25 protein-coding genes and 1 tRNA gene are annotated in these 26,708 nt (G+C 54.2%); 11 read left to right on the top strand and 15 right to left on the bottom strand.

Features of this window, described 5'->3' with window-relative positions; translation table 11 throughout:
- Positions 1–3 precede the first annotated feature (3 nt).
- The 6 genes from RHI63_RS03755 to RHI63_RS03730 are packed head-to-tail and all read left to right on the top strand — an operon-like array spanning position 4 to position 7,218.
- The gene (locus tag RHI63_RS03755) at positions 4–555 is read left to right on the top strand and encodes a DUF3172 domain-containing protein (protein ID WP_206201128.1); all 552 of its coding nucleotides are present in this window, start codon (positions 4–6) and stop codon (positions 553–555) included.
- 9 nt (positions 556–564) lie between these two features.
- A complete protein-coding gene (locus RHI63_RS03750; RefSeq protein ID WP_206201127.1) occupies positions 565–1,368 on the top strand; it encodes an MlaE family lipid ABC transporter permease subunit in 804 nt (267 codons plus the stop codon).
- A gap of 11 nt (positions 1,369–1,379) precedes the next feature.
- Positions 1,380–1,760 (top strand): DUF1818 family protein, encoded by a 381-nt coding sequence (locus RHI63_RS03745; protein ID WP_310821857.1) that lies wholly within the window; start codon positions 1,380–1,382, stop codon positions 1,758–1,760.
- 30 nt (positions 1,761–1,790) lie between these two features.
- A complete protein-coding gene (locus RHI63_RS03740) occupies positions 1,791–4,670 on the top strand; it encodes a GAF domain-containing protein (protein WP_310821855.1) in 2,880 nt (959 codons plus the stop codon).
- Entirely contained in the window at positions 4,667–6,457 is a 1,791-nt protein-coding gene (feoB, locus tag RHI63_RS03735; protein WP_310821853.1) for a ferrous iron transport protein B, read from the top strand. The genes RHI63_RS03740 and feoB overlap by 4 nt, the downstream gene beginning before the upstream one ends.
- Entirely contained in the window at positions 6,448–7,218 is a 771-nt protein-coding gene (locus RHI63_RS03730; protein ID WP_206201601.1) for a precorrin-2 C(20)-methyltransferase, read from the top strand. The genes feoB and RHI63_RS03730 overlap by 10 nt, the downstream gene beginning before the upstream one ends.
- A 435-nt stretch (positions 7,219–7,653) precedes the next feature.
- Here RHI63_RS03730 and RHI63_RS03725 read toward each other — a convergent pair whose 3' ends face one another.
- From RHI63_RS03725 to RHI63_RS03685, 9 genes are all read right to left on the bottom strand, one after another.
- On the bottom strand, positions 7,654–8,109 hold the full coding sequence (locus RHI63_RS03725; RefSeq protein WP_206201123.1) for an NUDIX domain-containing protein: 456 nt from the start codon (positions 8,107–8,109) through the stop codon (positions 7,654–7,656).
- Complete coding sequence (gene bcp, locus RHI63_RS03720; RefSeq protein WP_206201122.1) at positions 8,106–8,576, bottom strand: thioredoxin-dependent thiol peroxidase; 471 nt, start codon at positions 8,574–8,576, stop codon at positions 8,106–8,108. Before bcp ends, RHI63_RS03725 begins: the two co-directional genes overlap by 4 nt.
- Before the next feature lie 80 nt (positions 8,577–8,656).
- Positions 8,657–9,781: a hypothetical protein gene (locus tag RHI63_RS03715; protein ID WP_206201121.1), complete on the bottom strand. Its 1,125-nt coding sequence runs from the start codon at positions 9,779–9,781 to the stop codon at positions 8,657–8,659.
- Positions 9,782–9,784: 3 nt separating this feature from the next.
- The gene (locus tag RHI63_RS03710) at positions 9,785–11,083 is read right to left on the bottom strand and encodes a hypothetical protein (RefSeq protein ID WP_310744833.1); all 1,299 of its coding nucleotides are present in this window, start codon (positions 11,081–11,083) and stop codon (positions 9,785–9,787) included.
- Positions 11,084–11,214: 131 nt separating this feature from the next.
- Positions 11,215–11,808 carry a peroxiredoxin gene (locus RHI63_RS03705; RefSeq protein WP_310744832.1) on the bottom strand — a complete coding sequence of 198 codons (594 nt, stop codon included), beginning with the start codon at positions 11,806–11,808 and terminating at the stop codon, positions 11,215–11,217.
- Positions 11,809–11,902: 94 nt separating this feature from the next.
- Complete coding sequence (locus RHI63_RS03700; RefSeq protein WP_310821852.1) at positions 11,903–12,760, bottom strand: amino acid ABC transporter permease; 858 nt, start codon at positions 12,758–12,760, stop codon at positions 11,903–11,905.
- A 22-nt stretch (positions 12,761–12,782) separates the two neighbouring features.
- Complete coding sequence (locus tag RHI63_RS03695) at positions 12,783–13,577, bottom strand: TlyA family RNA methyltransferase (protein ID WP_310743404.1); 795 nt, start codon at positions 13,575–13,577, stop codon at positions 12,783–12,785.
- The gene (locus RHI63_RS03690; protein WP_399378905.1) at positions 13,574–15,196 is read right to left on the bottom strand and encodes an ABC transporter substrate-binding protein; all 1,623 of its coding nucleotides are present in this window, start codon (positions 15,194–15,196) and stop codon (positions 13,574–13,576) included. Before RHI63_RS03690 ends, RHI63_RS03695 begins: the two co-directional genes overlap by 4 nt.
- 14 nt (positions 15,197–15,210) lie before the next feature.
- Positions 15,211–15,283: transfer RNA gene (locus tag RHI63_RS03685), tRNA-His, on the bottom strand.
- Positions 15,284–15,329: 46 nt separating this feature from the next.
- Here RHI63_RS03685 and RHI63_RS03680 point away from each other — a divergent pair.
- From RHI63_RS03680 to RHI63_RS03660, 5 genes are all read left to right on the top strand, one after another.
- Positions 15,330–15,713, top strand: a complete 384-nt coding sequence (locus RHI63_RS03680; RefSeq protein WP_310821851.1) for a DUF4359 domain-containing protein — start codon at positions 15,330–15,332, stop codon at positions 15,711–15,713.
- A gap of 20 nt (positions 15,714–15,733) precedes the next feature.
- Positions 15,734–16,543 carry a hypothetical protein gene (locus RHI63_RS03675; RefSeq protein WP_310821850.1) on the top strand — a complete coding sequence of 270 codons (810 nt, stop codon included), beginning with the start codon at positions 15,734–15,736 and terminating at the stop codon, positions 16,541–16,543.
- A gap of 28 nt (positions 16,544–16,571) precedes the next feature.
- Positions 16,572–16,964, top strand: coding sequence for a hypothetical protein (locus tag RHI63_RS03670; RefSeq protein ID WP_310744826.1), 393 nt, complete (start codon positions 16,572–16,574; stop codon positions 16,962–16,964).
- Between the two features lie 91 nt (positions 16,965–17,055).
- Positions 17,056–19,674: an AAA-like domain-containing protein gene (locus RHI63_RS03665; RefSeq protein ID WP_310744825.1), complete on the top strand. Its 2,619-nt coding sequence runs from the start codon at positions 17,056–17,058 to the stop codon at positions 19,672–19,674.
- A 163-nt stretch (positions 19,675–19,837) separates the two neighbouring features.
- Positions 19,838–20,242 carry an ATP-binding protein gene (locus tag RHI63_RS03660; RefSeq protein ID WP_255521495.1) on the top strand — a complete coding sequence of 135 codons (405 nt, stop codon included), beginning with the start codon at positions 19,838–19,840 and terminating at the stop codon, positions 20,240–20,242.
- Between the two features lie 14 nt (positions 20,243–20,256).
- Here RHI63_RS03660 and RHI63_RS03655 read toward each other — a convergent pair whose 3' ends face one another.
- The 6 genes from RHI63_RS03655 to RHI63_RS03630 all read right to left on the bottom strand — a co-directional run bounded on the left by RHI63_RS03655 (position 20,257) and on the right by RHI63_RS03630 (position 26,636).
- Positions 20,257–21,168: a branched-chain amino acid transaminase gene (locus RHI63_RS03655; RefSeq protein WP_206201112.1), complete on the bottom strand. Its 912-nt coding sequence runs from the start codon at positions 21,166–21,168 to the stop codon at positions 20,257–20,259.
- Positions 21,169–21,259: 91 nt separating this feature from the next.
- A complete protein-coding gene (locus RHI63_RS03650) occupies positions 21,260–22,270 on the bottom strand; it encodes a DUF389 domain-containing protein (protein ID WP_206201111.1) in 1,011 nt (336 codons plus the stop codon).
- Between the two features lie 45 nt (positions 22,271–22,315).
- Entirely contained in the window at positions 22,316–22,780 is a 465-nt protein-coding gene (locus RHI63_RS03645) for an MEKHLA domain-containing protein (protein ID WP_206201600.1), read from the bottom strand.
- 3 nt (positions 22,781–22,783) lie between these two features.
- On the bottom strand, positions 22,784–23,938 hold the full coding sequence (locus tag RHI63_RS03640; protein WP_206201110.1) for an alanine--glyoxylate aminotransferase family protein: 1,155 nt from the start codon (positions 23,936–23,938) through the stop codon (positions 22,784–22,786).
- A 34-nt stretch (positions 23,939–23,972) separates the two neighbouring features.
- Complete coding sequence (locus RHI63_RS03635) at positions 23,973–24,986, bottom strand: type I glyceraldehyde-3-phosphate dehydrogenase (protein ID WP_206201109.1); 1,014 nt, start codon at positions 24,984–24,986, stop codon at positions 23,973–23,975.
- Positions 24,987–25,073: 87 nt separating this feature from the next.
- Positions 25,074–26,636, bottom strand: coding sequence for a photosystem II high light acclimation radical SAM protein (locus tag RHI63_RS03630; RefSeq protein ID WP_310821848.1), 1,563 nt, complete (start codon positions 26,634–26,636; stop codon positions 25,074–25,076).
- Between the last annotated feature and the right edge of the window lie 72 nt (positions 26,637–26,708).

Here is a 26,708-nt window from a genome sequence, read left to right as displayed (position 1 = left end):
GCTATGCCTCGACGTTCGCCATCCCCACCGCGTCCGCGTCCCCAAACTCGTCGGCCTCCCCAGCCAGAATCGAAGTCACCAGTGAATACCCGCACTCTGGCGGTGTTGGGAGGGGTCTTTATTATTGGCGTTGGTGTGGGTGTCACCTTTAGCAAAACGACCACCCTCAATCCTGATAACGTGGCCTCAACGCAGTTTATTGATCAGGCGGCGCCCAATCCTGATATTTGCGTGCAATTTGGTGCGAGCGCGATCGCGGTGGATACGCGGATTTTTGTCACTTTTAACCCCTTTTCGGTCTTTGTTTCCCAACCGGTGATGCAACCGGGCTGTGTGCTGCGTGCCAATAACGTTGCCCTGCTAGAACAGCGACAACTCATTACCGGTGAGCAATTGCGCAGTTGTCGGCAGCGGCTGAATACCTTTGGCTATGTGGGCAACCTTGAAGCCAATCCTGAAATCAGCTGTGTTTATCAGAGCACAACAGATAAAAACCTCTTCCTCAAACTCTCAGGCTTGGGTAATGGTGCTGCGGGTGAAACCGGTAATTTCTAGGGCGCAACAATGAAGGCGAGGAAGTGGCCACGGCTGCGCTGGCGTGCAAGTCAGGGCATACAACGCTTGGGCACAGCCTTTCTCTTGGCGGGTCAAGTCACCTATCATTTGCTGCGGGGGCGGATTCCGCTGCGCAACTCGATCGAGCAAATGGCCTTGGTGGGGCCTGCCTCCCTCAGTGTTGCCCTAATTACAGCGGCCTTTGTGGGCATGGTGTTTACGATTCAGGTCGCCCGTGAATTTATTACCTTTGGTGCCACCTCTGCGGTGGGTGGGGTGCTGGCGATCGCCCTAGCGCGGGAACTGGGGCCGGTGCTGACAGCGGTGGTACTCGCCGGGCGAGTTGGCTCTGCCTTTGCGGCTGAAATTGGCACCATGAAAGTCACTGAGCAAATTGACGCCCTCTATATGCTGGGCACGGATCCCGTAGATTATCTGGTGGTGCCACGGTTTATTGCCTGTGTGTTGATGTTGCCGATTCTCAATATCTTGGCATTGGTAACAGGGCTGTGGGGTGGGCTAGTGATTGCCGATTATCTCTACGGCATTCCCCGTGGGGTCTATATTGAGTCCATTCAGAACTTTCTGCAAACTTGGGATCTGTGGAGTTCAATTATCAAGTCAGGCATTTTTGGCGGTGTGGTGGCCATCATTGGCTGCAATTGGGGCATTACAACCACAGGGGGCGCCAAGGGGGTCGGTCAATCCACTACGGCGGCTGTGGTGATCTCGCTATTGGCGATCTTTATTCTCAACTTTTTCCTGTCTTGGGCCCTCTTTGGCGGCAGCAGTAGCCTCGTACCCACGTTTTAGAGGGCTAGCCTATGGAACTGCGGGTGGGGGAAGACTGGCGGGTGGGCTGGCGCAATGATCAATTCTATGCCGCTCTGGTGGGCGCTGAGGATTGGGCCACGGAACTTACTGCCGCAGAATTCAAGGCATTTGTGGATTTATTTCGCCAACTCCACGGGCAGCTTTTGGCGATCGCCCCCGAATTGATGGCAGAGGAAATGATTACCCTCAGTGGCGGCAACGATGCTGTGCATTTGGAATTGGAGGGCTATCCCCATGCCTATAGCCTGCATCTGATTGTGTTGGGCGATCGCCGGGTTGAGGGGACATGGCCTGCCCCGGTGCCCCCAGACTTTCTCCTTGCCTGCTGTGAGTTGCAGCACAGGATTGCGGAGGGGCAAAGTTTAGAATAGAAGACATCCTTCTCGGTTGCGATCGCCCCTATGACCTCTGCCAAATCCTCGAAGGTCAGCCCCGCTTTGGCGGCACTGGTTAACACCATTAAGCAACTGCAACAGCAAGAGCAAATTGGCGGACTCATTGCTCCCTTGGTCAGTTTTGTCCAAGAAACCCTCGGCATGTCCTTTGTCTGGCTGGGACTATACAATGAAGCCGCCAAACAACTCATTGGCCAAGGGGGAACCACGCCCGTTGGCGATCATCCCTTCCTCAAGCAGAAACTGACCCTTGCCGCCGGTAGTCTTCTCGATCAGGTGTTGATCAACCGCAAGCCGATTAGTTTGCCCAGTCTCAAGGAGGAACCCCGCCTAGGCGAGTTACGAGAAGCCGCCACCCGTTTGGGCATTCAAGGCACGGCCATCTATCCCATTATCCGCCATCGTCAACCCCTCGGCATTCTCATGATCGGTTCTACCACTTGGGGCGATACCCTGCGGGGCGATGATTTAGCGCACATGAGCTTACTGGTGAGTGCCCTTGGGGCGGAATTGGAACGCTTGACCGCGGCAAAACCAGCCCCTGAAACCAAGCAAGCGGCGGCGCCCACAATGACGAGTGATGATCCAGTGCGCCATCTTCTCCAAGAGGCCAGCCGTGCCCCTAGTTTGGGTCAACGCATTGAAGCCCTGTTGCTGGCAGTGCACCAATTCTGTCAACCTCAACGTACCAGCCTCTTTTGGCGAGATTTGGAGCAACCCCTCTATCGGCGGCGCAGTTACACTGTTGGTAAACCCCAGAGCCGCGAGAGCCAGCGGCAACCCTTAGCGATTACACAGCAGGAGTTAGCAGGTTGTTATACTGCCCTTGCCAGCGGCCAAACCGTGAGTGTCAGCGATAGTCAAAGTGTGGTCAGTGCTACCGCACCCTTACGGTTAATGCAAATGCTGAATTGCCGTGCCCTTGTGGCAACCCCGATTCTGGTGGGCACCGATGTCGTGGGCTTTCTCACATTCGAGCGCAGTGAGCCTTACCCTTGGAATGACAATGAAAAGAAACTCCTCCAAGTCACCGCAGAGCTATTGGCCTTGGCAGCCCCCACTGAACGCCTTGAACACCTCTTGGCACAGACCCAGCAGGCCCAAAGCTTGGTGAGTGAGTTGGCGCAAGCCATCTGTGATGAGCAGGACTGGAAGCAAGTGCTCCACCATGCGGGCGAAAGGTTAGCGGCAGATTTAGGGGCACAGTGGGTCTTTTTGTTAAGCTACAACTCCCTGACCCAAGTCTTTGATGTCCTGTTTCAGTATCCGGCGCCCCGGGGGCGCGATCGCCATCCGCCCTTCCCGCCCTTACAAAAAATGGATTGGCAACTTCTGGAAACGGCAACCACAGCCATTGCCCTTGAGGACTGTAGCCATGAACTGCGCCTCTACTCTTGGAAAGAGGTTCTCGACAAGCTGCATATCCAGTCCCTTGTGGTAGCAACCACCACCCCCGGCCATTCTTTGGAAGCACTGCTGTTAGTGGGGCGCACTGAACCAACGGCTTGGGGCAAAAGTCAGCAAACCCTTGTACAGGAGGTGGCGCGTACCCTTGGCCTCATTAGCCATCAGTGGCAACTGCAAAACACCAATACGCAGCAGGAGCAAGTGCGATCGGCGATGCTGGCGGGGTTAACGGCACTGCAACGCACCCAAAACTTGGAGCGCATTGAACTGACGGGCTTACAGCAGCTCATGAACTTAATGCAGGTACCCCTTGTGGCCTTAGTGACTTGGCGACCTGGTCAGACGGTTGGCTCGATTGTGGCACCGCCCCCTAGCCATCCCAAATTTGCGATTCGCAACGACGCGGAAATTGCCATCTATGAGGATCCGCTGATCCACAGTGCCCTGATGGCCTCCCAAGCCGATGTCACCAGTAATCCCTACACTTGGTTGATTCAAACCACAGCAGCAGAACTAGATCCGCGTACGCGGGAATGGCTCTCAGGGCCAGACATTGGTCAAATTTTGGCGATCGCCCTACGCACTGATCCCGAATACGAACCTTCAGGGGTTCTCATTGTCGCTGATCGTCGCGATCGCCAGTGGTCAACCTTGCACCTAGAGGCCTTCATTACCCTTGTCAACCATTTGGCTTGGGCACACCGCAGTACTTCCCTCATTCAAATGCTCACCCAAGGCTGGCAAACCCTTGAAACCCTCAACTGGTACAAGCACCGTCGCCTTGAACAGGTCTATGGTCAACTTGCGAGTCTCTGCCATCAGCTGATGCAATCGGTTCAGCAACACCCTGAGGCAGCTCCCCTGCTGCGGCGGTTGGGCACGCTCCTGCAAACCCAGTTGGAATCCCTCCATCCCCTCTTGAGCCATGAGGTATGGCAACTGGACAAAACGACTGACACAGCAGGCCTAGCGGTGCTCCTCAAGCGAGTGATGGATCGCATCGAAAATTGGAAGCAGCGCAAACAACTGTGGATTCAAGTTCACAATCAACCTGTCCTCACCCTCAATGGTGACATTAGCAAGCTGGAGTTAATCCTTTATGAGTTGTTGCTTTTTGCCTGCCAGCGATCGCCCTCCCAAGGCCGCATTGACATCTGGTGCCAACAAATTGAAGGCATGGGTCAGGGGGGCAAAATGCAGTCTTGGCTGGAACTGTCAATCACCGACAATGGGGAAATAGAGCCACAGTTACTCATTAAACTGCACCAACTCGAACATCTCGACTGGCTTGCTCCCTCCAGCCTTGATCAGCCCCCCGGACGACACCTCAAAGTCTGCTTTAACCTGTGTCAACGCCTAGGCTATAACCTCGATATGTATAAATTAGAGGATGGCCGCTTCCTGAGTCGTCTGCTCATTCCCCTGAATAGTGGCGACACGGGTACCTTTGAATTGCAATCCTCACAGCCGCGCCAATGACCCCAAGCACGATCGCCCTTCTTGGCCTCCCGAACACGGGTAAATCCACATTTTTCAATCGCATTGCCGCTGCCCGTGCCCATGTAGGCAACTGGCCGGGGATGACGGTGGACTTAGCAGAAGCCGAGATTTCCCTCAATGGTGAAATGGTTAAACTGGTGGATTTGCCGGGCATCTACGATCTGGCGGGGACGGCTGCCGATGAAACCCTTGTGCGTGAGTTTTTCCAACGGGTGCCGGTGCGGCTGGTGTTGGTGATTCTCAATGCCAGTCAGATTCAGCATCAATTGCGCTTAGCCCTGCAGGTGAAGTCTTGGGGACTACCAATGGTGGTGCTCCTGAATATGGCCGATGAAGCGCGGCAACTGGGGATTCAGATTGATACCGAGAAATTGAGCGATCGCCTTGGGGTGCCGGTGGTGGCCCTCAGTGCCAAATATGGTGGCGGCTATTGGGAGGCCTATGAAACAATTTGCCATGCCCTCAAAGAGGCACCCGTTCCCCAAGCCCCGCTCTTCAAGCCAACGTTGCCAGAAATTGAACCGGGGGCGATCGCGCCCCTATTGGCGGGCACCGTTACTTTCCCCAGTCGCACCGTTCGCAGACTAACAGAACAGTTGGATCACTGGTTGCTACACCCTTTGTGGGGACTGCCCCTCTTTTTTGCGGGGCTATACCTTGTCTTTCAAGTGGTATGGGTGCTAGGGCTGGGGGTTCAAGGCTGGCTCAGTGATGCGTTTGAGACCTTTCAGGGACAGGTGCTGGCGCCATTCCTGGCGCGGCTGCCCCCCTTGCTCAGCAGTTTGCTCATTGAGGGCATCTATGGCGGTATGACCACGGTGGCAGCGTTTGTGCCCTTAGTCACCATCTTCTTTATTGTGATGGCGATCGTTGAGGATAGTGGCTACCTTGCCCGTGCCGCCTACCTGATGGATGGCCTGATGGCACGCTTGGGTTTAGATGGACGCAGTTTCGTCCTCAGCTTGATGGGCTTTGGCTGCAATGTCCCCGCCCTGATGGCCACCCGCATTATTCGCTCGCCGGGGCTGCGGCTACTGACGATGCTGATCATTCCCTTTTCCCTCTGCTCAGCGCGGCTACAGGTGTTTGTCTTTCTCATTGCCTGTTTGTTTCCCCCGCAGTGGGGGGCAGTCGTCCTGCTGTCTCTCTATGGCTGGAGTATTCTGGCGGCCTTGCTCACTGCCCTCTGTTTTCAGGGCTATTTCCCGAATACGGATCCCTTTTTGCTGGAGTTGCCCCCCTATCGCTGGCCGACGGGGCGACAGGTGATTCTGCGGGCCTGGGGCGAGGTGCAGCATTTTCTCTCGCGAGCCACGGGCTTCATTATGATAGGTGTCTTGGTGGTGTGGGCATTGACCCATTTACCCCTGAATGCAACGCCCTCAAGTCCAGAAACGTGGGCGGGTCAACTGGGGATAGCGCTACAGCCGCTTTTGGCACCGGTGGGCATTACACCTGCCCTAACGATCGCCCTGATTGTCGGCTTTGTGGCCAAGGAGATTGTGATTGGCGCGTTGGCGGTGATCTATCACCTTTCCGGTACCTCGTTACAGCAGGCGATCGCCCAAGATTTAACGCCCCTACAGGCCTACAGCTTTATGCTTTTTACTCTCCTGTACACCCCCTGCTTGAGCACCCTTGCCACCCTCTGGAGTGAATCGAAACGCGGGCAGTTTACGATTTTTGCGACCCTCTATGCCTTGGTGATGGCGTGGGTGGTGAGTGGCAGTGTCTATCAACTGGGGCACTGGTGGGGATGGGGCTAATGGCCACCCTTTGCGGCATTGGCGTAGGGCCGGGGGATCCTGAACTCATTACCCTCAAGGGTTGGCGACGCCTACAGCACGCAAGGGTGATTGCCTTTCCGGCGGGACTACAGGGACGGCGCGGCATTGCCGAGGAGATCATTTCCCCCTACAAAGACCCCCAGCAAATGTATCTGCCCCTCGAATTCCCCTATGTTCTTGCAGAAGATGTCTTAGAACAAGCATGGCAAAAGGCGGCAGAGCAAGTCTATGCCTATCTCGCTCAAGGCATTGATGTGGTCTTTGTCTCTGAGGGGGATGTCAGTTTCTACAGTACGTTTTCCTATCTGGCGGCAGCCGTCCAGAGCCTTGACCCTCATATTGCGATTGAAGTGATTCCGGGAATTTGCTCGCCTTTGGCCGCAGCGGCTAGCTTAGGGGTGCCCCTGACCTTGGGGAGCGATCGCCTAGCGATTTTGCCAGCAATGTACCACGGGGATGACCTCGAGCGGGTGTGGGCATGGGCGGAGGTGGTGGTTTTAATGAAGGTGCGATCGGTCTATGGCCACGTCTGGCATTGGCTCAAGGAACACCACCTCTTGGAACAGGCGGCAGTGGTGAGCTGGGCAACAACCCCTCAACAGCAAATCTACACCCCCCTGACGAACTATCCAGAGTTAACCCTGCCCTACTTTTCGCTGCTCATTGTTTGGCAGCGGCGCCCCATCTTGCAGAATTTCGCGAGTGCTGAAGTCAATCCTATGTACAACAGTACCCAATGATTCTTTATCGGTGCTACGGGGGTGGGCGTCTCCTCACGATAGATCAAGTGGTGTGAATTTTCTTAGCGTGTCTCTGTACCTTCATTTAATATGTTTAGGTAACTATGATAAGCGAACACACGGTTACGTTCCTGCCCCGTTATCTCACGCACTAAGTCAAGTTTTTCTAGGGATTGCATGGCTTTGGCTGCCGCTGGAAAAGAAAGCCCTGTATGATGGCAGACGTGTTTAAGGTTCAGTAGAGGACGACGACACATGACACGAAATACCCTCAAGATTGTGGAAGCGCTGCGGCCAACGGCGTGAATCTTCTGTTCATCTTTTTGAAAGAGGATAAACAGTCGCTTAGCTGCTTCCACTGCATTAGTAGCCGTTTATTCCACTAAACGAAAGTGCGATATCGTTAAATAAGACTTAACAATCTAGCTTTGGTGTTCATGTCAATCCTAGATGTCCACTCAAATAGTCCTGTAACTGTTGGGCATGGTCGTGGGCGAGATCGGCTAAGGGGAGGTCACTGAGGGGAAAGGCTTGTACTGCACGCACTTCCTTGACATCCAAAACCTGCGGCTCACCGACAACGCGGGCAGCGATCGCGATACACACGGCATGAACACGGGGATCTCGCTTTGGGTCAGAGTAAACCCCCACTAAGCCTTCAAAGCTCTTGAGGCGCAATCCTGTTTCTTCCGCGAGTTCGCGAGCGCCGGTATCGAGAATCGTTTCTCCCCAATCCATCATGCCCCCCGGCAGCGACCATTGACCCGTATCGCGGCGTTGGATCAAAATCAGGCGATCGCCCGCTGTCAAGGCAATCACCGACACCGCCACAAAGGGATGCCGCCAAAATCGCTTTAGGAAAAAACGGACAACTCGCCAAAACCAATTCACGCTTGTAGCTGCTCCAGATCCGCCAGCACTTGCGCCACATGGGCATCGGGCTTCACCCGCCGATAAATAGCCGCAATTTTGCCCGTGGGATCGATGAGAAATGTATCCCGATAAACACCGAGATATTCCTTGCCCATGAACTTTTTCGGGCCATAGCTACCGTAGGCTTGGGCAACGCTGGTGTCCACATCGGCCAGCAGGCGAAAGGGCAAGTTAAGCTTTTGCTGAAATTTGGCGTGGGAGGCGACACTATCGGGGCTAATGCCTAGGATAACGACGTTGCGATCGCCCAAGGTGGCACTGACATCGCGGTAAGCACAGGCTTCTTTGGTGCAGCCGGGGGTATTGTCACGGGGATAAAAGTAGAGAATCACCCACTGACCTTGAAAGTCAGCCAAACGCACCCGCTTACCCGTAGCATCCGCCAGTTCAAAGGAAGGGGCGATCGCCCCAACGGTCAGGGACATTTCTGAGCAATTTCCAATGGTTGGCCATATCTATCTTCCCCCAGTTTGGCTCCTGCTGTGGTGGCCAAGGGGTGTAGCCTTTAGCCCTCAGAGATAAAGAGGCGAATGAACAGGTACAGCATGAGCTGGCGATAACGATAGAGCAGGAAGGCGATCGCCGGTGTCAGAACCACAAAAAAGCCGTAGAGGCCAACCACCGTTGCTAAATCAGTGTGCAGAAAATCGCGAGCCAAGCGAACAAAATCGTGATCAATGCCCCCTTTGCCCATCAGGTACATCTCTCGAAACACAGGATTAAACTGCAACTGCCAAGCAAAGCGCATATTAAAAAACACAATGAAAAACCCCACCATACCGTAGAGGGGACGTTCAATGGGATAGCGGCAGCCCCAACCACTGAGGGCACGGTAGAGAAAAATGACGGCAAAAATGAGTTCAAAGCCATGCCCCATCGCTACAAAGAGCATTTCATGGACTGGACTAAAGGCCACAAGGGTATAAAGCAGCGTAAAGACCCCAAGGCAAATAAGGGTCAGCCGATTGTGACGGTAGAAATAGGCCAAGGCCAGCAATACCGTATAAATAAGCAGGATGATGCCGCCCGCGCGATCGCCATGGAGAGTGACGCCACCACCGTAGCGAAAATCAAAGGCGGGAACCGCTGGATAGCCAAAGAGCCACGCCATTACTGCATGACCCATTTCGTGGACAAGGGTAATCAGCGGACTGAGCAAAAACGTCACCTGCTCTGACGTAAGAAGAAGGAGTGATAGACCCAACCCCGCCGCGATCACTTGCCAATCTTTAGTGCTGAGGGGTTGGACAGGAATGCCAAACTCTTCCTTGCGAGGAGGAGAAGGGAGGGAGAGAGTCTGACGTAGATGCTCCCCCTTGGCAAGGCGTTGTAACTCATGGCGACTGGTGAGATCAAGCACCGCTTCCCAGAGTTCATGGCTGTCTTGGCAAACCGTGATCAGGATGCTGCTGTGGGCATAGCTTGGCCAGTGGATCAGTTCGCGAGCGAGTAGTGTGAGCACAATTGCAGTCGGGACACTCGTTGGACACTGCAGGCGCAACAAGAGACATTCGCGCCGCTGGTTTACGGTCACTGCGATTTCTTTAGGGGCAAGTGCCGCTTCTAGGAGGGCTTGAATGGCCTCGAGATCTCCTGTGGCAGCCGCTGGGCGCAGGGAGGAGCGGGTCATGATCTACTCCGATTCCAGTCGGCGTAACCATTCGCGATCGATGGCTTCCGATTGGGCGAGTTCCTGCTCCACTAAATCTTGATCGGAGCGATAGATGACATCCTGTTCACGGATTTGCCGCTGCTGGGCATAGGCTTGAGCTGCCCGTACTTTGGCACGCAACTGCGGTGTGGGATTGGCCAGAATATTGGCGTAGTGGTAGCGGCGGGCATTGCGATCGCGAATGCGTTGATTTTGCCACAGTAACCAGTAGTACCGCCCCAAGGGAATACCCAAAAAGCCAATACCATAGCCCAGCAAAATCCAAAAGATGGAGGCCACAAAGGCCACCAGCCCCCCCAGTTCTTGGGCGATCGCTCCATCTCCCAAGAGGTACCACAGCATCAGCGCCCCGATCAGATTGACACAGCCCAAGCCAATGGCCACCATAATTTGCCAAGCGGGTGCCCGACTAAAGCGCCAGCGGTGCTCTTCCAAGATGGGGGGAAGCGTCTGCCGTTGCCCTTTGCGAGTTTGAGCCGTCGTTTGTAACTCAGGAAAGCGATAGATCATCTGCCCTGTCTCTGTGACTTCGGGGCGACCGTTAAAGTGGGTGAGCACCGGCAGCATATACCACTCATCGTCCCCCGGATCTGTTTCTAAATCGAGATAGGGGGCAATTTGCTCTGCCGTGACTGCCCCGCCATTGTTGCGGATCACTTGGCCAATGAGTTGCCAGCGGCGTTCTTCGAGGTCGGCATTGGGATTGCCATCGCCAAAGAGGAAAGAATAGACCCCCTCAAAGAAGTTCATTTCCTCGTCATTGTCCTGTGACCGGGGGCGCGATCGCTGGGGAGAAGGATCGCCAAAGAAATACCAAAAGTCGGGAAAGACCCAAAAACTGATGCCACCGCCCCCCCAAGAGCCACCTTGGCCGCGATCCTCACCGTCTCGCCCTTGACTAGAAAGGGCAATCAAAATGATGGCGATCGCCAGAAAAATCAGAACTATCGAAACAATGAGAAAAATGCCAAAGGAAATGCGAATCAGATAGAAAACAACACCCCAAACCCGCTGCGCCACCGCCCGCAGTCGCAGTTGCCAGTATTTTGCTTGCAGGATACTGCGAAAATTTCTTGGGAAGACGTAGGCAATATCGCCACTTTCGGCCACTTGTAGCGTGCCGCCAACATCGGCAGCCAAGGCCATTAATCCTTTTTCAGCCGTTTGCAGTGGTAATCCCACCGTACCCGCCACATCCCCTGCGGTCACTCGGTACCCCAGTGTTTCTACAGCTTGCATTAGGCGGCGATCGACCGTCATGTTTGCCTCCCTCTTCGGCAAAAGGCCTCCTGTTCCACCCTAACGTTTTCCTACGGGTCTTGGCGAGACAAAAAAAGAACCCACCCCAAGGGCAGGTTCACAGCACGGATCAGTCTGAGACAGAGGGGCAATTAGCCCACCGCTTCAAAATACACTTTGGATTTGACAGGGTCAGGGTTCATCGTTTTGTCGCCGGGTTGCCAGCCAGCGGGGCAGACTTCGTCGGGGTGAGCTTGGACGTATTGAATCGCTTGTAGCACCCGCAGAGTCTCATCAACGCTGCGGCCAAAGGCCAAGTTATTGATCGTTGCGTGTTGGATAATCCCTTCTTTGTCAATGATGAAGAGACCGCGCAGTGCCACCCCTTCCTCGGTCAGCACGTTGTAGGCGGTGCTGATTTCTTTTTTCAGGTCAGACACGAGGGGATATTTGAGATCGCCCACACCACCAGCTTTGCGATCGGTTTGCGTCCACGCCAAGTGGGAGAACTGGCTATCCACAGACACGCCAAGGATTTCGGTGTTCAGTTTGGCGAATTCATCGTAGCGATCGCTAAAAGCGACAATTTCTGTGGGGCAAACAAACGTGAAATCCAAAGGATAAAAGAACAAAACAACGTACTTACCGCGATAGTCCGAGAGCTTGACGGTTTTGAACTCTTGATCATAGACAGCAACTGCTTCAAAATCAGGGGCAGGTTGACCCACGCGCAGACAGTGAGACATAGCAAACCTCGTACTTTTAGCAACGACCAATTAACAGGGCTGTTTACATTTTTTAACAGCTATGCCTACTATATCATACTCATAACGGTTTTGATTATGAAATAGCCGATCGCTGCCACCGTTGCTCAAGGAAGCGGGAGAGCCGTGACAGAGGAAAACAGAGGGCAAAGTAGAACATCGCACCCAAGACATAGATAAAGAGCTTCCGCTGCGGATCGGTCATGGGATTGGCAAAGGTGCTCGTCATATTGCTCGTCATATTTTGCAGTTCGGGCACGCCAATCACCACCAAGAGGGCGCAGTCCTGCATCAGCGTAATGAAGTTATTGGTAAAGAGAGGCAGGATAATCAAAATAGCTTGGGGCAGGATAATCCGCCATAGAGTTTGCCGACCCGAGAGGCCAAGGCTGAGGCTGGCTCCCGTTTGTCCCTTGGGAACCCCCTCTAGGCCACTGCGAAAGACCTTACTCAAATAGGCACCATAGTTAAAGCCCAAGCCAAGAATGCCGTAGAAAATGTAGTTAAAAAGTGGCGACACCAAGCGGTTGCTTTGCAGCACGGTCATGACATCAAAGGCAATTTGCCGAGGATCAAAACCCCATTGACTCAAGAGCCCACCAATGCCAAAGCCCCACACCAGCAGTTGCACCAAGGTTGGGGTACCGCGCACAAATTCAATGTAAACCGTACTCAGCCAGCGCAATGGCGGGACAGGATGCAACCTCGCCCAGGTGGCGATCGCCCCCAAGATGACCGCCAAGAGCAAACTAAAGACTGAGATCAAAAACGTCGTAATTGCCGCCTGCAGGAGAAACGGCGCGTACAGTATCAACGTCTCACGAAAGTAATAAAGGTAGCCACAAAAGGCAAGAATGCCCAGCCCTAGGCACACCAAAAAGATGCCATTGAGCCATTTTGCCCAAGGAGGAATAAACGGTGCCACTTGCTGCATTCTCGAAAAGCCATCATTTTTGTCAGGATGATGATACCATCTCGTTCTCTAGGGAAGCATTCCCCACAGCATGACAAAAAAAATAAGCAAGGAATTCTTGATTGCCCGCAGGCCCTAAAATCGGCGAGGGAGTCACACCGTGGCACTGCCACCCCAACGCTTCGGCGGCGGCAATCACCTGATCCACGGCTTCTTGACGCGCCTTGGCATCGCGCACCACACCATGTTTGCCGAGGCGATCGCGCCCCACCTCAAACTGTGGCTTAATTAGCGCAATCAAGTCTCGCGGCGGCAGCAGTAATTCCCATAGGGCGGGTAAAACTTTAGTCAGGGAAATAAAAGAGACATCCACCACGCCGAGATCGGGGCGGGGCGCATCGTCAGTGTAGAGATCAGTGGGGGTTAAATAGCGCAGGTTGGTGCGTTCCCTGAGGATAACGCGCGGGTCTTGGCGCAGTTTCCAATCCACTTGGCCATAGCCGACATCAATGCCATAGACCCGTTTGGCGCCCGCTTGCAACAGACAATCCGTAAAGCCGCCCGTGGAAATACCGCCATCTAAACACACGCGATCGCGCACCACCACAGGAAAGACCCCTAGGGCATGGGCAAGTTTTTCACCCCCCCGCGAAACATAGGCGGCTTTTGCCTTCACTTGAATCGTGGCATCCACTGCCACCAGCGTGCCCGGCTTATCAATGGGGACATGGTTTACCTGCACTTCCCCAGCGCGAATCCAACGTTGTGCCTGTTGGCGGCTCTCACACAGGTGCCGCTCCACCAGAAGACTATCCAAGCGTTGCTTTCGGGGACTCATTGATCTTTTGGTGCTTTCTGCAGGGGGGCAAAGGCAAAGAGCTGGTTGACATCAAGGATTAACCCGCGCAACTGGGGTTGGGCAAAGAGGGTGGTTTCACTCTGCCACAGGGGCAAAAAGGCCACGGCCTCGGCATTGAGTTCCTGAAGCTGACGCAATAGTACCCCACGGCGTTGGGGATTAGCCTCACGGCGACTGGCAACAATGAGATCATTGACCTCAGGGCTATAGAAAAACGACCCCCACGCCGCACTGGCACCACTTTCACAGCCTGTTTCCACAGAACCATGCTCGCAACTCAGGAAAGGTTCAAGGTAATTGTCAGCATCGTAAAAATCACCATACCAATCGAGCAAGACCAAGGGGTAAGCCCCACTGTCTAAATTGCGGTAGATCGTAGCCGAGTCAGCGCTGTCCAATTGCACCTGCACGCGATCGCCCAAATCCCGCTCTAGTGAAGCTTTAAGAACCGTTGCCGCCAGCACATTACTGGGAACATTGGCACGGTACCAGAGATTGACGACGAGGGGTTGCTGCGCTGAAATAGAGGTCTTGGCTAGCCAGTGAGCTATTTGAGCGGCGTCTCCATCTCCATAGCGATCGCGAAAAATCGGCTCACTCTCAGGAAATAAACTCGGCACCAGCGAGTACAGGGGTTTTGCTTCCCCCAAAAAGACCCGTTCCGCGAGGCGTTGACGATTGACACTGGCCGCCAAAACCTGCCGCGCTGCCAATTGATCCCAAGGGGGTTGGCGCAAATTAATGCTTAGGACAGTGACAGCGTTACCTGCCCCGGTAATGACCTGCCAGTGCTTTGTTGCCGCTTGAGTCTTGAGGGCACGAATTTGATTGGGATCGAGCGCACCGATCGCCACATCCACTGCCCCCGTGCGAAAGGCATTGTAGAGATTAGCGCTACTGGAAAAGATTTGCAGGCGAATCCCCGTATTTTGGGGCTTGGTTCCCCAATAGTCGGCAAAGGGTTCAAGGCGTACCCCATCGGTACCGTAGGCCGCTAAACGGTAAGGGCCTGTGCCCACAAATTGCGTCGGCAAAAAGCGATCGCCCGCTGCACCATAGGCTGTCGGCGAAACGGCACACAAGCCACTAAAGGCCAGTAAATGGGGAAAAGCCACAAAGGGTTCCTTGAGGCGAATTTCCAGTAAGTCCTCCGCGATCGCCTGAATTTCTTTAACGCGCCCGGCCAAGAGGGAGGCGGGTTGGCCACCACTATTCATAAATCGCTCAAGGGAAAAGGCCATGGCGGCTGCATTAAACGGTGTGCCATCGTGGAAGCGAACCCCCCGCCGCAGGGGAATGCGGTAAGTCAGGCCATCCTCGCTCACTTCAGGTAGCGCTGTGGCCAGTTGGGGAATGAGGTCTTTGCCTTCGTAGGTATAGAGGCGATCGCCCAAATTCAACAGCAGCAGTCCCGCCAAATTTTCGTAGGCATCAGCGGGGTCTAGGGTGCGCAGGCGAGCCGTGGTACCAATGACAATACTGTCATCCCCTTGGCGAGGCTCATCACCGCCACAGGCAACCAGCAGCAGGCTCAACAACAGTACCAGACATCCCCACAGTAGCCGTCGTGTCACGGATACACCCGCTCGGTACATCATCCACTAGAATAAAGGGCGAGCGATGGGACTCGAACCCACGAATGGTGGAACCACAATCCACTGCCTTAACCGCTTGGCTACGCTCGCCATGCTTCCTGAGCTAGTCCTCTAGCATAGCATAGAGAACTCTCTTATGAAAGTGCCTCTCCTTTCCCAAGTCATGGCACGCCCTCTTTGGTGGGGCGGTGGCGCCTTCTTGCTCTTGGGGATCATTGCGGCGGTTCTGACGAATCCCACCCCTGCCGACTATCAACGCCGCGCCGCAGCGGAAATCAATACCTTCCTTTTGACTCAAGTGTGTCCAGAGATCATCAATCGCGATAGCGCGATCGCCCAAGTGGCTTTGGAAGTCTGCGATCAACTGGAATCCCGCCCAGCAGAAGACATTGAACGCTACATCGCCTACAACACCCAATCCTATAACCTTGGCGTTGCCACCCTCTTTGTGACAGAGTTGCCCATTGACACCGTCTGGAGCCTCGGCCTCTTTGGTCAAATTATTCCGCTAACGCTATAAAGCCCCCTTTTAGGTGCCAAATGCAAGAATCCATCGCCCAAGATATCAACCTAGTTCTTTGGGGAAATGCTGTCCTAGGAGCAATTGCTGCCGATAACCCCTCAAGGGAGGAGTTGGAGTTCCCCCAGCCCGCGACATTTCTTGATCTGCGTAAAGAGGATTCCTCGTGGCGGCAAATGCCCTATGCCCCTGACCCCATGACTTGGTTGGAACGCCTGCGGGGGGAGGGTGCTGAAGCCTTGCAGTTACTCTACGAAGCCTCCCAAAATTCAGAGATTCCCGATCGCATAGCGATTGTCTTTCCCGGCGGTGGTGGCCACTGGTTAGTTGAGGTGGTGAAGTCCACGGGGTGTGACTATTGGCGGAGCCGCTGGCGGTGGAGTGAACGCGATCAACGCTGGGAGGTGGCCTATGGGCGTATTCTCTGCAATCATCCCCGCTTAGCCTCGCCGATGAGAACGATTCCCCCAGACACCATCCGTGCACAGTTACTGACCCACCTCGACCGAATGACTGAGTTTGCGGCTAACCATGACCAAGAGACCTTTGCCCGCACCTTTGACCTTACCCGACAAATGCTCAATAGCTGTGGTTCACTCACGGGGGAGGAAAGGCCTTGGCCAGTGAGTCGCTTAGCCGAGCTTTGCCAACAACTCCTGAGTGCCGTAGAGGTGGCTTGGGTCTTTGGCGGCATGGGGTCGTGGAATGATCTGACCTTTAGCGGTGACAGCCAAACGGAATACGAAACCCTATCGGATACCCTCTATCAGTTACTGAATACTGCCATTGTTGTCGCTGTTAATTCCAGCGCGATCGCCCCCGTTTCCTGAACCTCATCGTCGGACAGGGAGTATCTTTATGGCCTCTAATCGTTCACTCCTGTTGCTGCTATTGCTCCTCCTCCTTGGGGCGCTAGGGTTGACCTTGATTGCCCATTGGCGGCGCATCTCCCTCTGGAGCTATTGGGCTGTCCCTTTGGGAGCTATCCTGCCTTGGCTACTGGTCACTGCGCTGCTCCTTTTTAGGATGAGCTTCATCCAAGACGCCGATACCAAACAGGCAGCGATCATGACCGCCCTCTTTCCGATCCTAGGGAGTATGGGCTGTTTCCTGCTGAGCCTTGTGATCAGTCTAGTGATTGATCCGAGGATGACGGCAACGAGTCGTTTTATCTCGTCCTTTGTAATTTCTGGGGGTGCAGGGCTGGTTTTCCTATCTCCTGTGCTGTACGCCGTCTTTACTGCTGAATAGCCGCTGTATCAAGGGAACACTGTCATGGTGGAGCAGGGAACAGCTGTGCCAAGATATATCAACGAGGAGAAGCCGGTGAAAGACAATTATCATGATCGGGAAAACCCTTGGCGGGCGCTATAAACTCATTCGAGTCTTGGGGGCTGGGAACTTTGGCCAAACGTTTCTTGCTGAGGATGTTCATCGCCCCATTCGTGCCAAGTGTGTGGTTAAGTACCTGCGCCCTGCCCGTACGGATGCGGCCTTTCTCCCTTTGGCGCGATCGCTCTTTCAGCGGGAGGCACAAATTCTAGAGCGGCTGGGCAGTCACGAGCAAATCCCCCGCCTCCTTGCCTACTTTGAGGAAGACAACGAATTTTACCTTGTCCAAGACTTCATTGAGGGTCAAGTCCTACGGCACGAATTGTTGCCGGGCTGTGCGTGGTCAGAGGCACGGGTGATGGCGTTGCTCCAAGATGCCCTGCGGGTTTTGGCCTTTGTGCATCAATGTGGTGTTATCCACCGCGATATTAAACCCGATAATCTCATTCGTCGCCAATCGGATCACCGCTTAGTGCTCATTGATTTTGGGGCAGTGAAGGAGATGGGGGTCTCCATTGGCGGCGGTACCTTGGTGGGAGAGACCAATCCACAGACAATTGCCATTGGCACACCGGGGTATATGGCTCCAGAGCAAGCCCAAGGGCGTCCGCGTCCGGCCAGCGATCTCTATGCCTTGGGGATGGTGGCGGTACAGGCATTGACGGGGTTGAGTCCTCTGCAACTCACCCAAGACCCCTACGGCTGTTGGTGTTGGCAAGCTGCTGAACCAGTCAGCGATCGCCTAGTGCAGTTTGTCAATAAACTAATTCACCCTTCTCCCTACGAGCGCTTTACCACGGCTACCGATGCCCTTGCCAGCCTGCAACAGGTGGAGGTGCCCAAATCCTTTTGGTTTCGCCTTGGCAAATTTCTCAAAACTCCTGTTCAAGACCTCTGGCGATCGCCCGAAGGGCGCGCTGCGCGATCGCCAAAGGCAGGTGGGGGTGCTTCTACAGTGCCGCCCCGTCCACTACCCGCTATTGCCACGCTGCCGCCGCAAGCCACCGAACCGAAACCAGTGTCCTCTCCAGCGGCAGCCACCGCCGCCCTTTCCAACCAAGGTCGCCATGTTTTTATCAGTCACTCCAGTGACGGCACCGATTTGCAGTTGGCCAGTGCCCTCCAAGAGGTGTTGCAAAAAGCGGGTCACCAACCCTTTATGGCCAGCCAAAGTATCCGCCTTGGGGAGGCATGGGCACAGCGGATTGATCAGGAGCTAAAGCGGTGTGATTTCTTTGTTCTGTTGCTCTCACAAACGGCGGCGCAAAGTGAAATGGTGCTTGAGGAAGTCCGCACGGTCAAACAGTTGCAAGCCCAACGGGGCGATCGCCGTCCCTTTATCTTGCCTGTGCGGGTCAATTTCCCCCTTGATATGCCCTTGAACTATGAGTTGCGGGGCTACCTGCATCGCCTACAACAGCGCTTCTGGCGATCGCCAGCGGACACCGACACCCTGCTGCAAGAGATTCTCGACTTGGTGAATGCGACCACTGCCCCTGTAGCCACCAGTAGCGATGCCGTCCAAGAAACCATTGCTGAATCTGCGCAAATTGGCACATTGGTGGGTGATGGTGCGCCTGTTCCCGTGGCTGAGCCAGAACTCCCAGAAGGGCAGGTGGAAGTGGCCTCGGCATTTTATATTGAGCGCCCCCCCATTGAGCAACGCTGTCGCGAAACCCTCTTGCAACCCGGCTCCCTGATTCGCATCAAAGCCCCCCGCCAAATGGGCAAAACCTCACTCATGGCACGGCTGCTGTACCGCGCGACCCAAGAGGGCTATGGCACTGTTCCCCTCAGTTTTCAACTGGCAGATGCCCAAGTCTTCAGTGATTTAGAAAAACTCCTGCGCTGGCTTTGTGCCAGTGTCGGGCGGCGATTAGGGCTAGAAAACCGCCTCAATGAGTATTGGGATGACATTTTTGGCAGTAAATACAACTGCACTACCTATTTTGAGGAGTATCTCTTACCCAATTGCCAAAAACCGGGGACGCAATTTGAGAGTCGCCCGCTTGTCCTCGGTCTAGACGAAGTGGATCGGGTGTTTGAATATCCGAAAGTGGCCAGTGACTTCTTTGGCCTGTTGCGGGCATGGCATGAAGAGGGCAAAAACCGCGATATTTGGCGCAATCTCCGTCTAATTGTGGTTCATGGTACGGAGGTCTATATTCCCCTAGACATTAATCAGTCCCCCTTTAACGTTGGCTTAGCCATTGATCTGCCGGAATTCAACCAAGAACAAATTGCTGAGTTGTGTCGCCTCCACGGCTTGAGTCTGTCAGAGGAGCAGCTTCAAGACCTGCAGCACTTGGTGGGAGGTCATCCCTATCTGATTCGTCTGAGCCTCTATCACCTCGCCCGCCAAGATCTGACATGGCAGGAGCTAATGACCAATGCGGCCTCAGAAACGGGGTTATATCGGGATCACCTGCGGCGACAGTGGTGGCATCTCCAGCAGCAGGCAGACCTAGTGCCTGCCTTTAAGGAGATTCTGCAAGCGGACAACGGCAATATGGTTGATAGCACCGTTGGCTTTAAGCTCCACAGTTTGGGACTGATTACCCTAGAGGGAAATTTAGCTAAGGTGCGCTGTGATCTTTACCGCCGCTATTTTGGCGATCGCCTGCATTAGTTGACCAAACCATGGGCAGGACAGGTAGCGGTTGTGTGAGCAACAACTCCCTTGCTAAGCTAAAGAAGGAGGGGTTCGGTTATCCGCCAATGACTCTCACCGGTCTCGGATCTGTATCCCGCTGCCCAGTTATGCTTCGCGGGTTGTGCCGTCTATGACGTTGATGTACGTTGCGCCTCAATGGCAAACCCTAGCATTTCCCTCAACGCTTTTTCTCCAACCCATCCTAGACATTCTACTCAGTGATCTTCCCCCCCAGTACAAAGATGAAATTAGGCTAGGCCTCCAAGAAGCCCTCGTCAATGCGGCTCGCCACGGCAATCAACTCAATCCCGAAAAGCTGGTTTTTGTGCGTTATACCTTCTTCCCTGATCAATGCTGGTGGGTGATTACGGATCAGGGGGACGGTTTCTCACCGCCGAGTAATGTTTCTGAGACCGCTGATGAGTTGTTGCCAGCCGCCGACTGTGAATGTGGTCGGGGATTGTTTTTGATCTATGCCATCTTTGATGAGGTCTATTGGAACCCCAAAGGAACCGAATTAAGTCTATGTAAGTACCTCACCTGAACGGATCACAGCCGCTAGAGGGGAATAACATCAACCCAGTGGCGATACTGTGGCTCCCGTCCTTCAACGATCGCCTGTAGTTGTTTTTGCAGTTGGCGTGTCAGGGGGCGATCGCTGGGCAGCGTGTAGGTCTCAATGCGACTGACGGGCACAATTCGCGCAGCCGTACCCGTTAAAAAGACCTCATCGGCAATCAAAAGTTCCGTACGATCCACAGGCCGCTCAATCACCTTGACACCAGCCGCCTGTGCTAGCTCAATGACACTGCGGCGGGTAATGCCCTCAAGAATGTCTTGATCCACGCTCGGCGTAATCAATTGCCCATCCCGCACCAAGAAGAGATTCATTCCCGACGCTTCGCAGACTTTCCCTTGGTCATTGAGGAGAATCGCCTCATCAAAGCCGGAGGAAACAGCCTCTGTTTTTGCCAGTGCCGAGACAATATAGGAAGTGGTCAACTTGCCCCGTAGGGGAAACGAGCGATCGCACTGCCGCTGCCATGAACTAATGCGACAGGTAACGCCTGCAGCTGACAGGTAATCGCCAAGGGGCATGCCGTAAATAAGAAAATCCTTCTCAATGTCATGGAGCCGTGGTGCAATGCCCAGCCCAGAGGTATAGACCAAAGGGCGAATATAGAAGGGCACGCTAGGTTGGTTTTTTTGCACCCATGCAACAATTTTCGACTTAATCTCGCTGGTGGGCAATTCATAGCCGAGATAGTGGGCACTGCGACTCAGGCGACGACAGTGATCCTCCAGACGAAAGAGGAGAATTTCCCTAGCGTTGGCCGGATTAGGGAGACCGCGCAAGCCTCCTAGTGCCGCTGTTCCGTAGTGAAGGGCATGGGTGGCCACGGAAATTTTGGCCTCTGCAAAGGGCACAAACTGACCGTTGAGATAGGCGTAGGGGAGAAAGTCACTCATGCGTCAATGGGAAGCGTTGACAAAGGACAGATGCAACCAAAGATCAGCTGCAGTCTCAATAGTCTAACATTTTGGCTTAACGCTCAAAAAACTAGGGCAACGGCTCCTCTGAGGTGATCTCTTCAATGCTAGACACCTGTAGGACTAAACGAAAAGGGCGATTCATCCGCTGTTGGATAAACTCTTCCATGAGTGCCACCTGTTTTGGGGTGACCGGCTCGCGGGCACGCACATTCACCCGAATCACGGGTGGGTTACTGACCCAATTCGTTTCCATACCTAACAGATCGAGGCGTTGAAATGTCAGCGTTCCTCGAGTCAGTGCCTCTCGTACTTGCTGTTGCAACCGTGCTTGTTCAATGAGCCGACTGAAGCTAATGGCGAGGGGAATCACCAACAGAGCGGTGAGGGCAGCGGCAATGGTGAGGGGACGGCGCCCTTGATGCAAAGGGATATAGCCAACAATGACAAAAACTACCATGCAGGCCAGCGTAATTCCTAGCAGGTTTGTGAAATATAGCAGCGTTGCCCCCACACTCAGACTCGTATTCAACTGCGCTATCCCAAGGCCAACGGTGCAAACGGGCGGCATGAGCGCAACGGCGATCGCTGTCCCCGCCAAGGTGTTTGAAACACGGGGTTCCGCCACCGCATAGGCACTCACGGCACCTGCGGCCACCGCAATGCCCAAGTCCAGCAGATTGGGTTGGGAGCGGGCCATGATCTCACTGCCATAGACCTCAAGACCCACCATGACACCAATTGTCCAAGACATGCCAATGGCCATGAGGGTGCCGACAATCAAGGCAATCGCTGCCTCACGAAACATCTTGAAGTCGCCAATGAGAGCGGCTAAGGCCAATCCGCGAATCGGCAGCATCAGCGGTGCAATCACCATCGCCCCAATAATCACAGCGGCACTGTTGGCGAGCAAACCAAATGTGGCGATCGCGCAGGAAGTAACAATCAAGACCACATAGGGAACATTCAAATGGGATTCAGCATACAGTATCCGAATCAATTGATTGAGGCTTTCTGGCGTACGGCGGTGATAGCGGAAGGCTTGAACCTGATGCAACCAATGGGCAAGGAGTTCTTTCATGGACAACCTTGTACAGTCACTTATACGCAAGAGGTTAGATCAATGCTACAGGAACTGCCATTGATTAAACGTTGCTGCTTGGCCAACTGGATTGCCCGCTTCATCCAAAACAGTCCAAATCCAAGCATTTTCAATGCGAAACCGCCGCCCAGAACGAGAAATACGAACACCACTGTAGTTGTTGGCATAGCCTTGGCGGGCTGCTTGGGCAAGGAGGGTTGCTCGTTCAGTTTGAGCCATGGGTTCTGCCGTCAGCCGCGAAGGAAGCTGCACCAATTCCGGCCAAGAGAGTTCCCACAGGGTGAGAGCGGCTTGGTTGCCATAGTTGAGGATGGGATCGGCCTCACACCCATGGGAGAGAACGGGCTGTGACCAGTGAAACAACTGCTGTGCTAGGCTCAAGTCATCCCCAGCCGGAGCAGCTAGGAGCGATCGCCCCGTCCAGTGCTGAAAACTGGCGCAAATACGTCGTGCCTGCTGGACTGCTGGTGGCTGCAACCAAGGCTCCATCACTTAGGCCGTGGTCAATACACGACTGGCAGCCGCTACCCCAGCGCCGGGGCTAAAGTTGCTATACCCCAATTCGCCAAGCACAGCTTCAAGCGCACTGATGGCTGCCAAAATATCGCGATCGCTGACAAAACCCAAGTGACCCACTCGGAAAATTTGCCCCTTGAGGTGATCTTGACCACCCGCTAGGGCAATGTCAAAGCGTTTTTTCATTAGGCTGCGAATCTTTTCGGCCTCCACTCCTTGGGGTGCCACCGCCGTAATCGCGGGACTGGCACAGTGATCCGCCGCATAAAGGGGCAAGTTGAGTGCCTTCATGGCGGCGCGGGTGGCCTGCATCAAGCGCTGGTGGCGGGCAAAGATATTCTCTAAGCCCTCCGCTTGCATCATCTCCAGTGCGGTCTTCAGGGCAAAGAAGAGATTCACCGGTGGCGTAAAGGGGGTTGTGTTCTTGGCAGCGTCCTTGCGGTATTTCCCCAAGTCAAGATAGAACTTCGGCAACGTGGCTGTCTTGTAGGCTTCCCAAGCCTTGGCACTGACGCTGACAAACGCCAAGCCCGGCGGGATCATATACCCCTTCTGGGAACCAGAACCGACAACATCTAACCCCCACTCGTCAATGGGCACACTCACAGCGCCCAGACTGGTCACGGCATCCACAATGATCAGGGCTTGGCCGTGGGCTTTGACGTGGCGGTTGATTGCCTCTAAGTCGTTGATCACGCCCGTTGAGGTCTCACTGTGGGTAATGATCACCGCTTTGATGGTTTTGGCCGTGTCTGCCTCGAGGGCGGTTTTGAAGTCATCGGGGTTGAGGGGTTGTCCCCAAGGTGCCGTAATGCGCTCCGTTTTCAGGCCATAGGCATCGCACACCTCTGCCCAGCGATCGCCAAACTTACCATTACAGCCTACGAGCACGCGATCGCCCGCGCTGAGAAAGTTAATGATCCCGGCCTCCATTGCCCCTGTGCCACTGGCCGCCAAAATCAGCACATCATTCGTGGTTTGATGCAGCCATTTCAACCCTGACGTCACCGCCGCCATGATCTCGCTAAAGTCACCGCTGCGATGGCCAATGGGATGTTTGCTGAGGGACAGAAGAACCGACTCCGGTACCGGCGTAGGCCCCGGAATCATTAACATCGATTTATCTTGCATCGTGAGTTGCGAACCAATCCTTAAAATGAAACGACTAAGCCCAGTGAGCGGCCATGTGCTCTGCCAAGTCCAGAACCCGCTGGCTATAGCCCCACTCGTTATCGTACCAAGCCACCACTTTCACTAGATTGCCCCCCATCACCATCGTGAGGGACGCATCCAAAATCGAGGAGGCGTTGTGACCCCGATAGTCCGAAGACACCAGCTCCAATTCACTGTAGTGGATAATCCCCTTCATTGTGGTTTCCGAGGCTTCCTTGATCACTTGGTTCACCTGCTCAGCAATGGTGGGTTTTTCCACTTGAGCAACAAAATCAACCACAGAGACATTGGGGGTGGGTACCCGCAGGGCAATCCCGTTCAGCTTACCTTGCAACTCGGGAATCACCAATCCGACTGCCTTAGCAGCCCCCGTAGAGGTGGGCACAATGTTCATCGCTGCTGCCCGTGCCCGCCGCAGATCGCGGTGACTGGCATCGAGTAAGCGCTGATCCCCCGTGTAGCTGTGGGTCGTCGTCATCATCCCCTGCTGAATGCCAAAGGTTTCATGGAGCACTTTGACAATGGGGGCTAAGCAGTTGGTGGTGCAACTGGCATTGCTGACGATATCTTCACTGGGATTGTAGGTGTGGTGATTCACTCCCACCACGTATGTCGGAATATTGCCTTTACCGGGTGCTGTAATCAAGACTTTTTTCGCACCGGCACTCAGGTGCTTGCTGGCACCTTCACGGCTGGTAAAAACCCCGGTGGCTTCAATAACGAGATCAATTCCCCACGAACTCCAAGGCAGATTTTCGGGGTTGCGATCAGAGACACATTTGACCGCATGGCCACCAGCATAGATGCAGTCGTCGTCAGCACTGATTTCGGCATCTTGGAAAATGCCTAGCATCGAGTCATACTTCAGCAAATGGGCATTGGTGCGGGGATCGGAGGTATCGTTGATGCCTACAATCTCTAGCTTGCTATTGGCTTTCCGCTGTAACCAGCAACGCATGAAGTTCCGACCGATGCGCCCAAAACCATTGATAGCGACTCTAACCACCTGATCCCTTCCTCTGTTTACTAACTCATTGCCAGAAATGATCTAGGAAACATTCTAAGGGGGAATGGTCATTTTATTGCGTTTTTTTTAACGATGCACAAGACGAGTCTCCGCAAGGGGTGCTGACAATGCCGCCTCGAGAGGGGCACGGCCAAATCGCTCCTCCAGTAGATCCATGACCGTGCGGCCAAAGTCATTGGGATTGAGTCGCCAAGCCGCTAGGCACACTTCGCCAAAGACGGATCCCATGGGTTCTGGGTTCCAGAGGAGTTTCTTGGCCGTCCAAGGCATCAGGCTCATAGGGTTGTAGCCGGGGCGCAAAATGCCGTGTTCAAGGGCATATGCCTCAAGATGGGTGTGGGGTTGCAGACCAATAAAGAAAATGGCTGGCTCCACCTTGTCAGCGCCAAAGATGCCTTCTAGTTCACGGTGGTAGGCAATGGTCTGGGCGATGGTTTCGGGTCGCTCATCAATGACATTGAAGGAGTAGTTCACAGAGACGAGGGCGTTGAAGCCGGCGGCTTTCAAATCGCGGCAGTTTTGCAGCACGGTGCGCAGGTTATAGCCCATGCGCATTTTTCGCACCAATTCTTGGGAGCCACTGGTAATGCCGATTTCAAAGTAATTCATCCCCGTTTGCACCATCAGGTCACACAGTTCGGGGGTGAGGTTGTCAGCACGAATGTAGGCTGCCCAGTGAATATCATTCATGCCTGCTTTCAGGATTTCCTGCAGCAGGGCGATCGCGTCGGGGATAAATTTGCGAGCGGGGATAAACTGGGCATCGGTAAACCAAAAGTTGCGCACACCGCGATTGTAGAGCTGGCGCATTTCGGCGACGACTTCTTCAGCAGGGTTGATGCGCACCTGTTTGCCTTCAACCACGGTATAGACGCAGTAGCAGCAGTTGTGGGGACAGCCGCGCTTGGTTTGCACGCCAATATAAAAGTCACCCCCCTGAAGGTAGTATTCAAATTCTGGCCAAGTCGTCTCGATATAGTCGTAGTTGCAGGCGGTTTTTTCGATGGGGGTTGGCCATTCGTGGATCAGGCGATCGCGGGGCTTTTCCACACCCGCAATGTAGCAACGCTCCCCGGCAATTGGCTGGTTCGTTAGGACTTTGTGCAGCAGCGTTTCCCCTTCACCAACGGAAACAATGGTGCCTTTGGGCAATTGAGACCCCAATTGTTCATAAAAAACACTGACGGCACCGCCACCGACAATGGTCGTGACTTGCGGATGGTGACGCTTGGCATGGTGGAGTCCCAAACGGATTAAATTGAGGTTTCGCCAGAGTTCACCATAGTAGGCACTCATCACCCGCAGACCCCCGATCGCCCCCCGTAGCTTCACCAAGGGATTGCGGGCGTAATAGACCTCAAAGGCATGTTGCAGTGGATTGCCGCCCCGTCCCCCCACAGGGGCATAGATTTGAATATCCCGCCAAGAAAAAACCAGATGCGTGGGTTCAAAGTCATCAATCACTTGGGCAAGGGCACGACGAAAATCCAAGGGCGGTACCGTCCCCAGATCAAAAATCCGCTGCTCGATGCTTGGCAGTTGCTTGTGGATGTAGTCAGCCAGATAAACCACGCCAATGGGAAAAATGGGATTGCAGGGGAGACGGACGTAAAGGACACGCGGGGACATAGGCTAGCCCAAGATCTATGGAAACGCTAAATTCTTAATAAATCTCTATCGCTGTTTAGGTTTTAACACATT

Source organism: Thermosynechococcus sp. GLH187 (assembly GCF_031583395.1).
Taxonomy (GTDB): Bacteria; Cyanobacteriota; Cyanobacteriia; order Thermosynechococcales; family Thermosynechococcaceae; genus Thermosynechococcus.
This window is presented reverse-complemented; position numbering and strand designations above follow the sequence as displayed.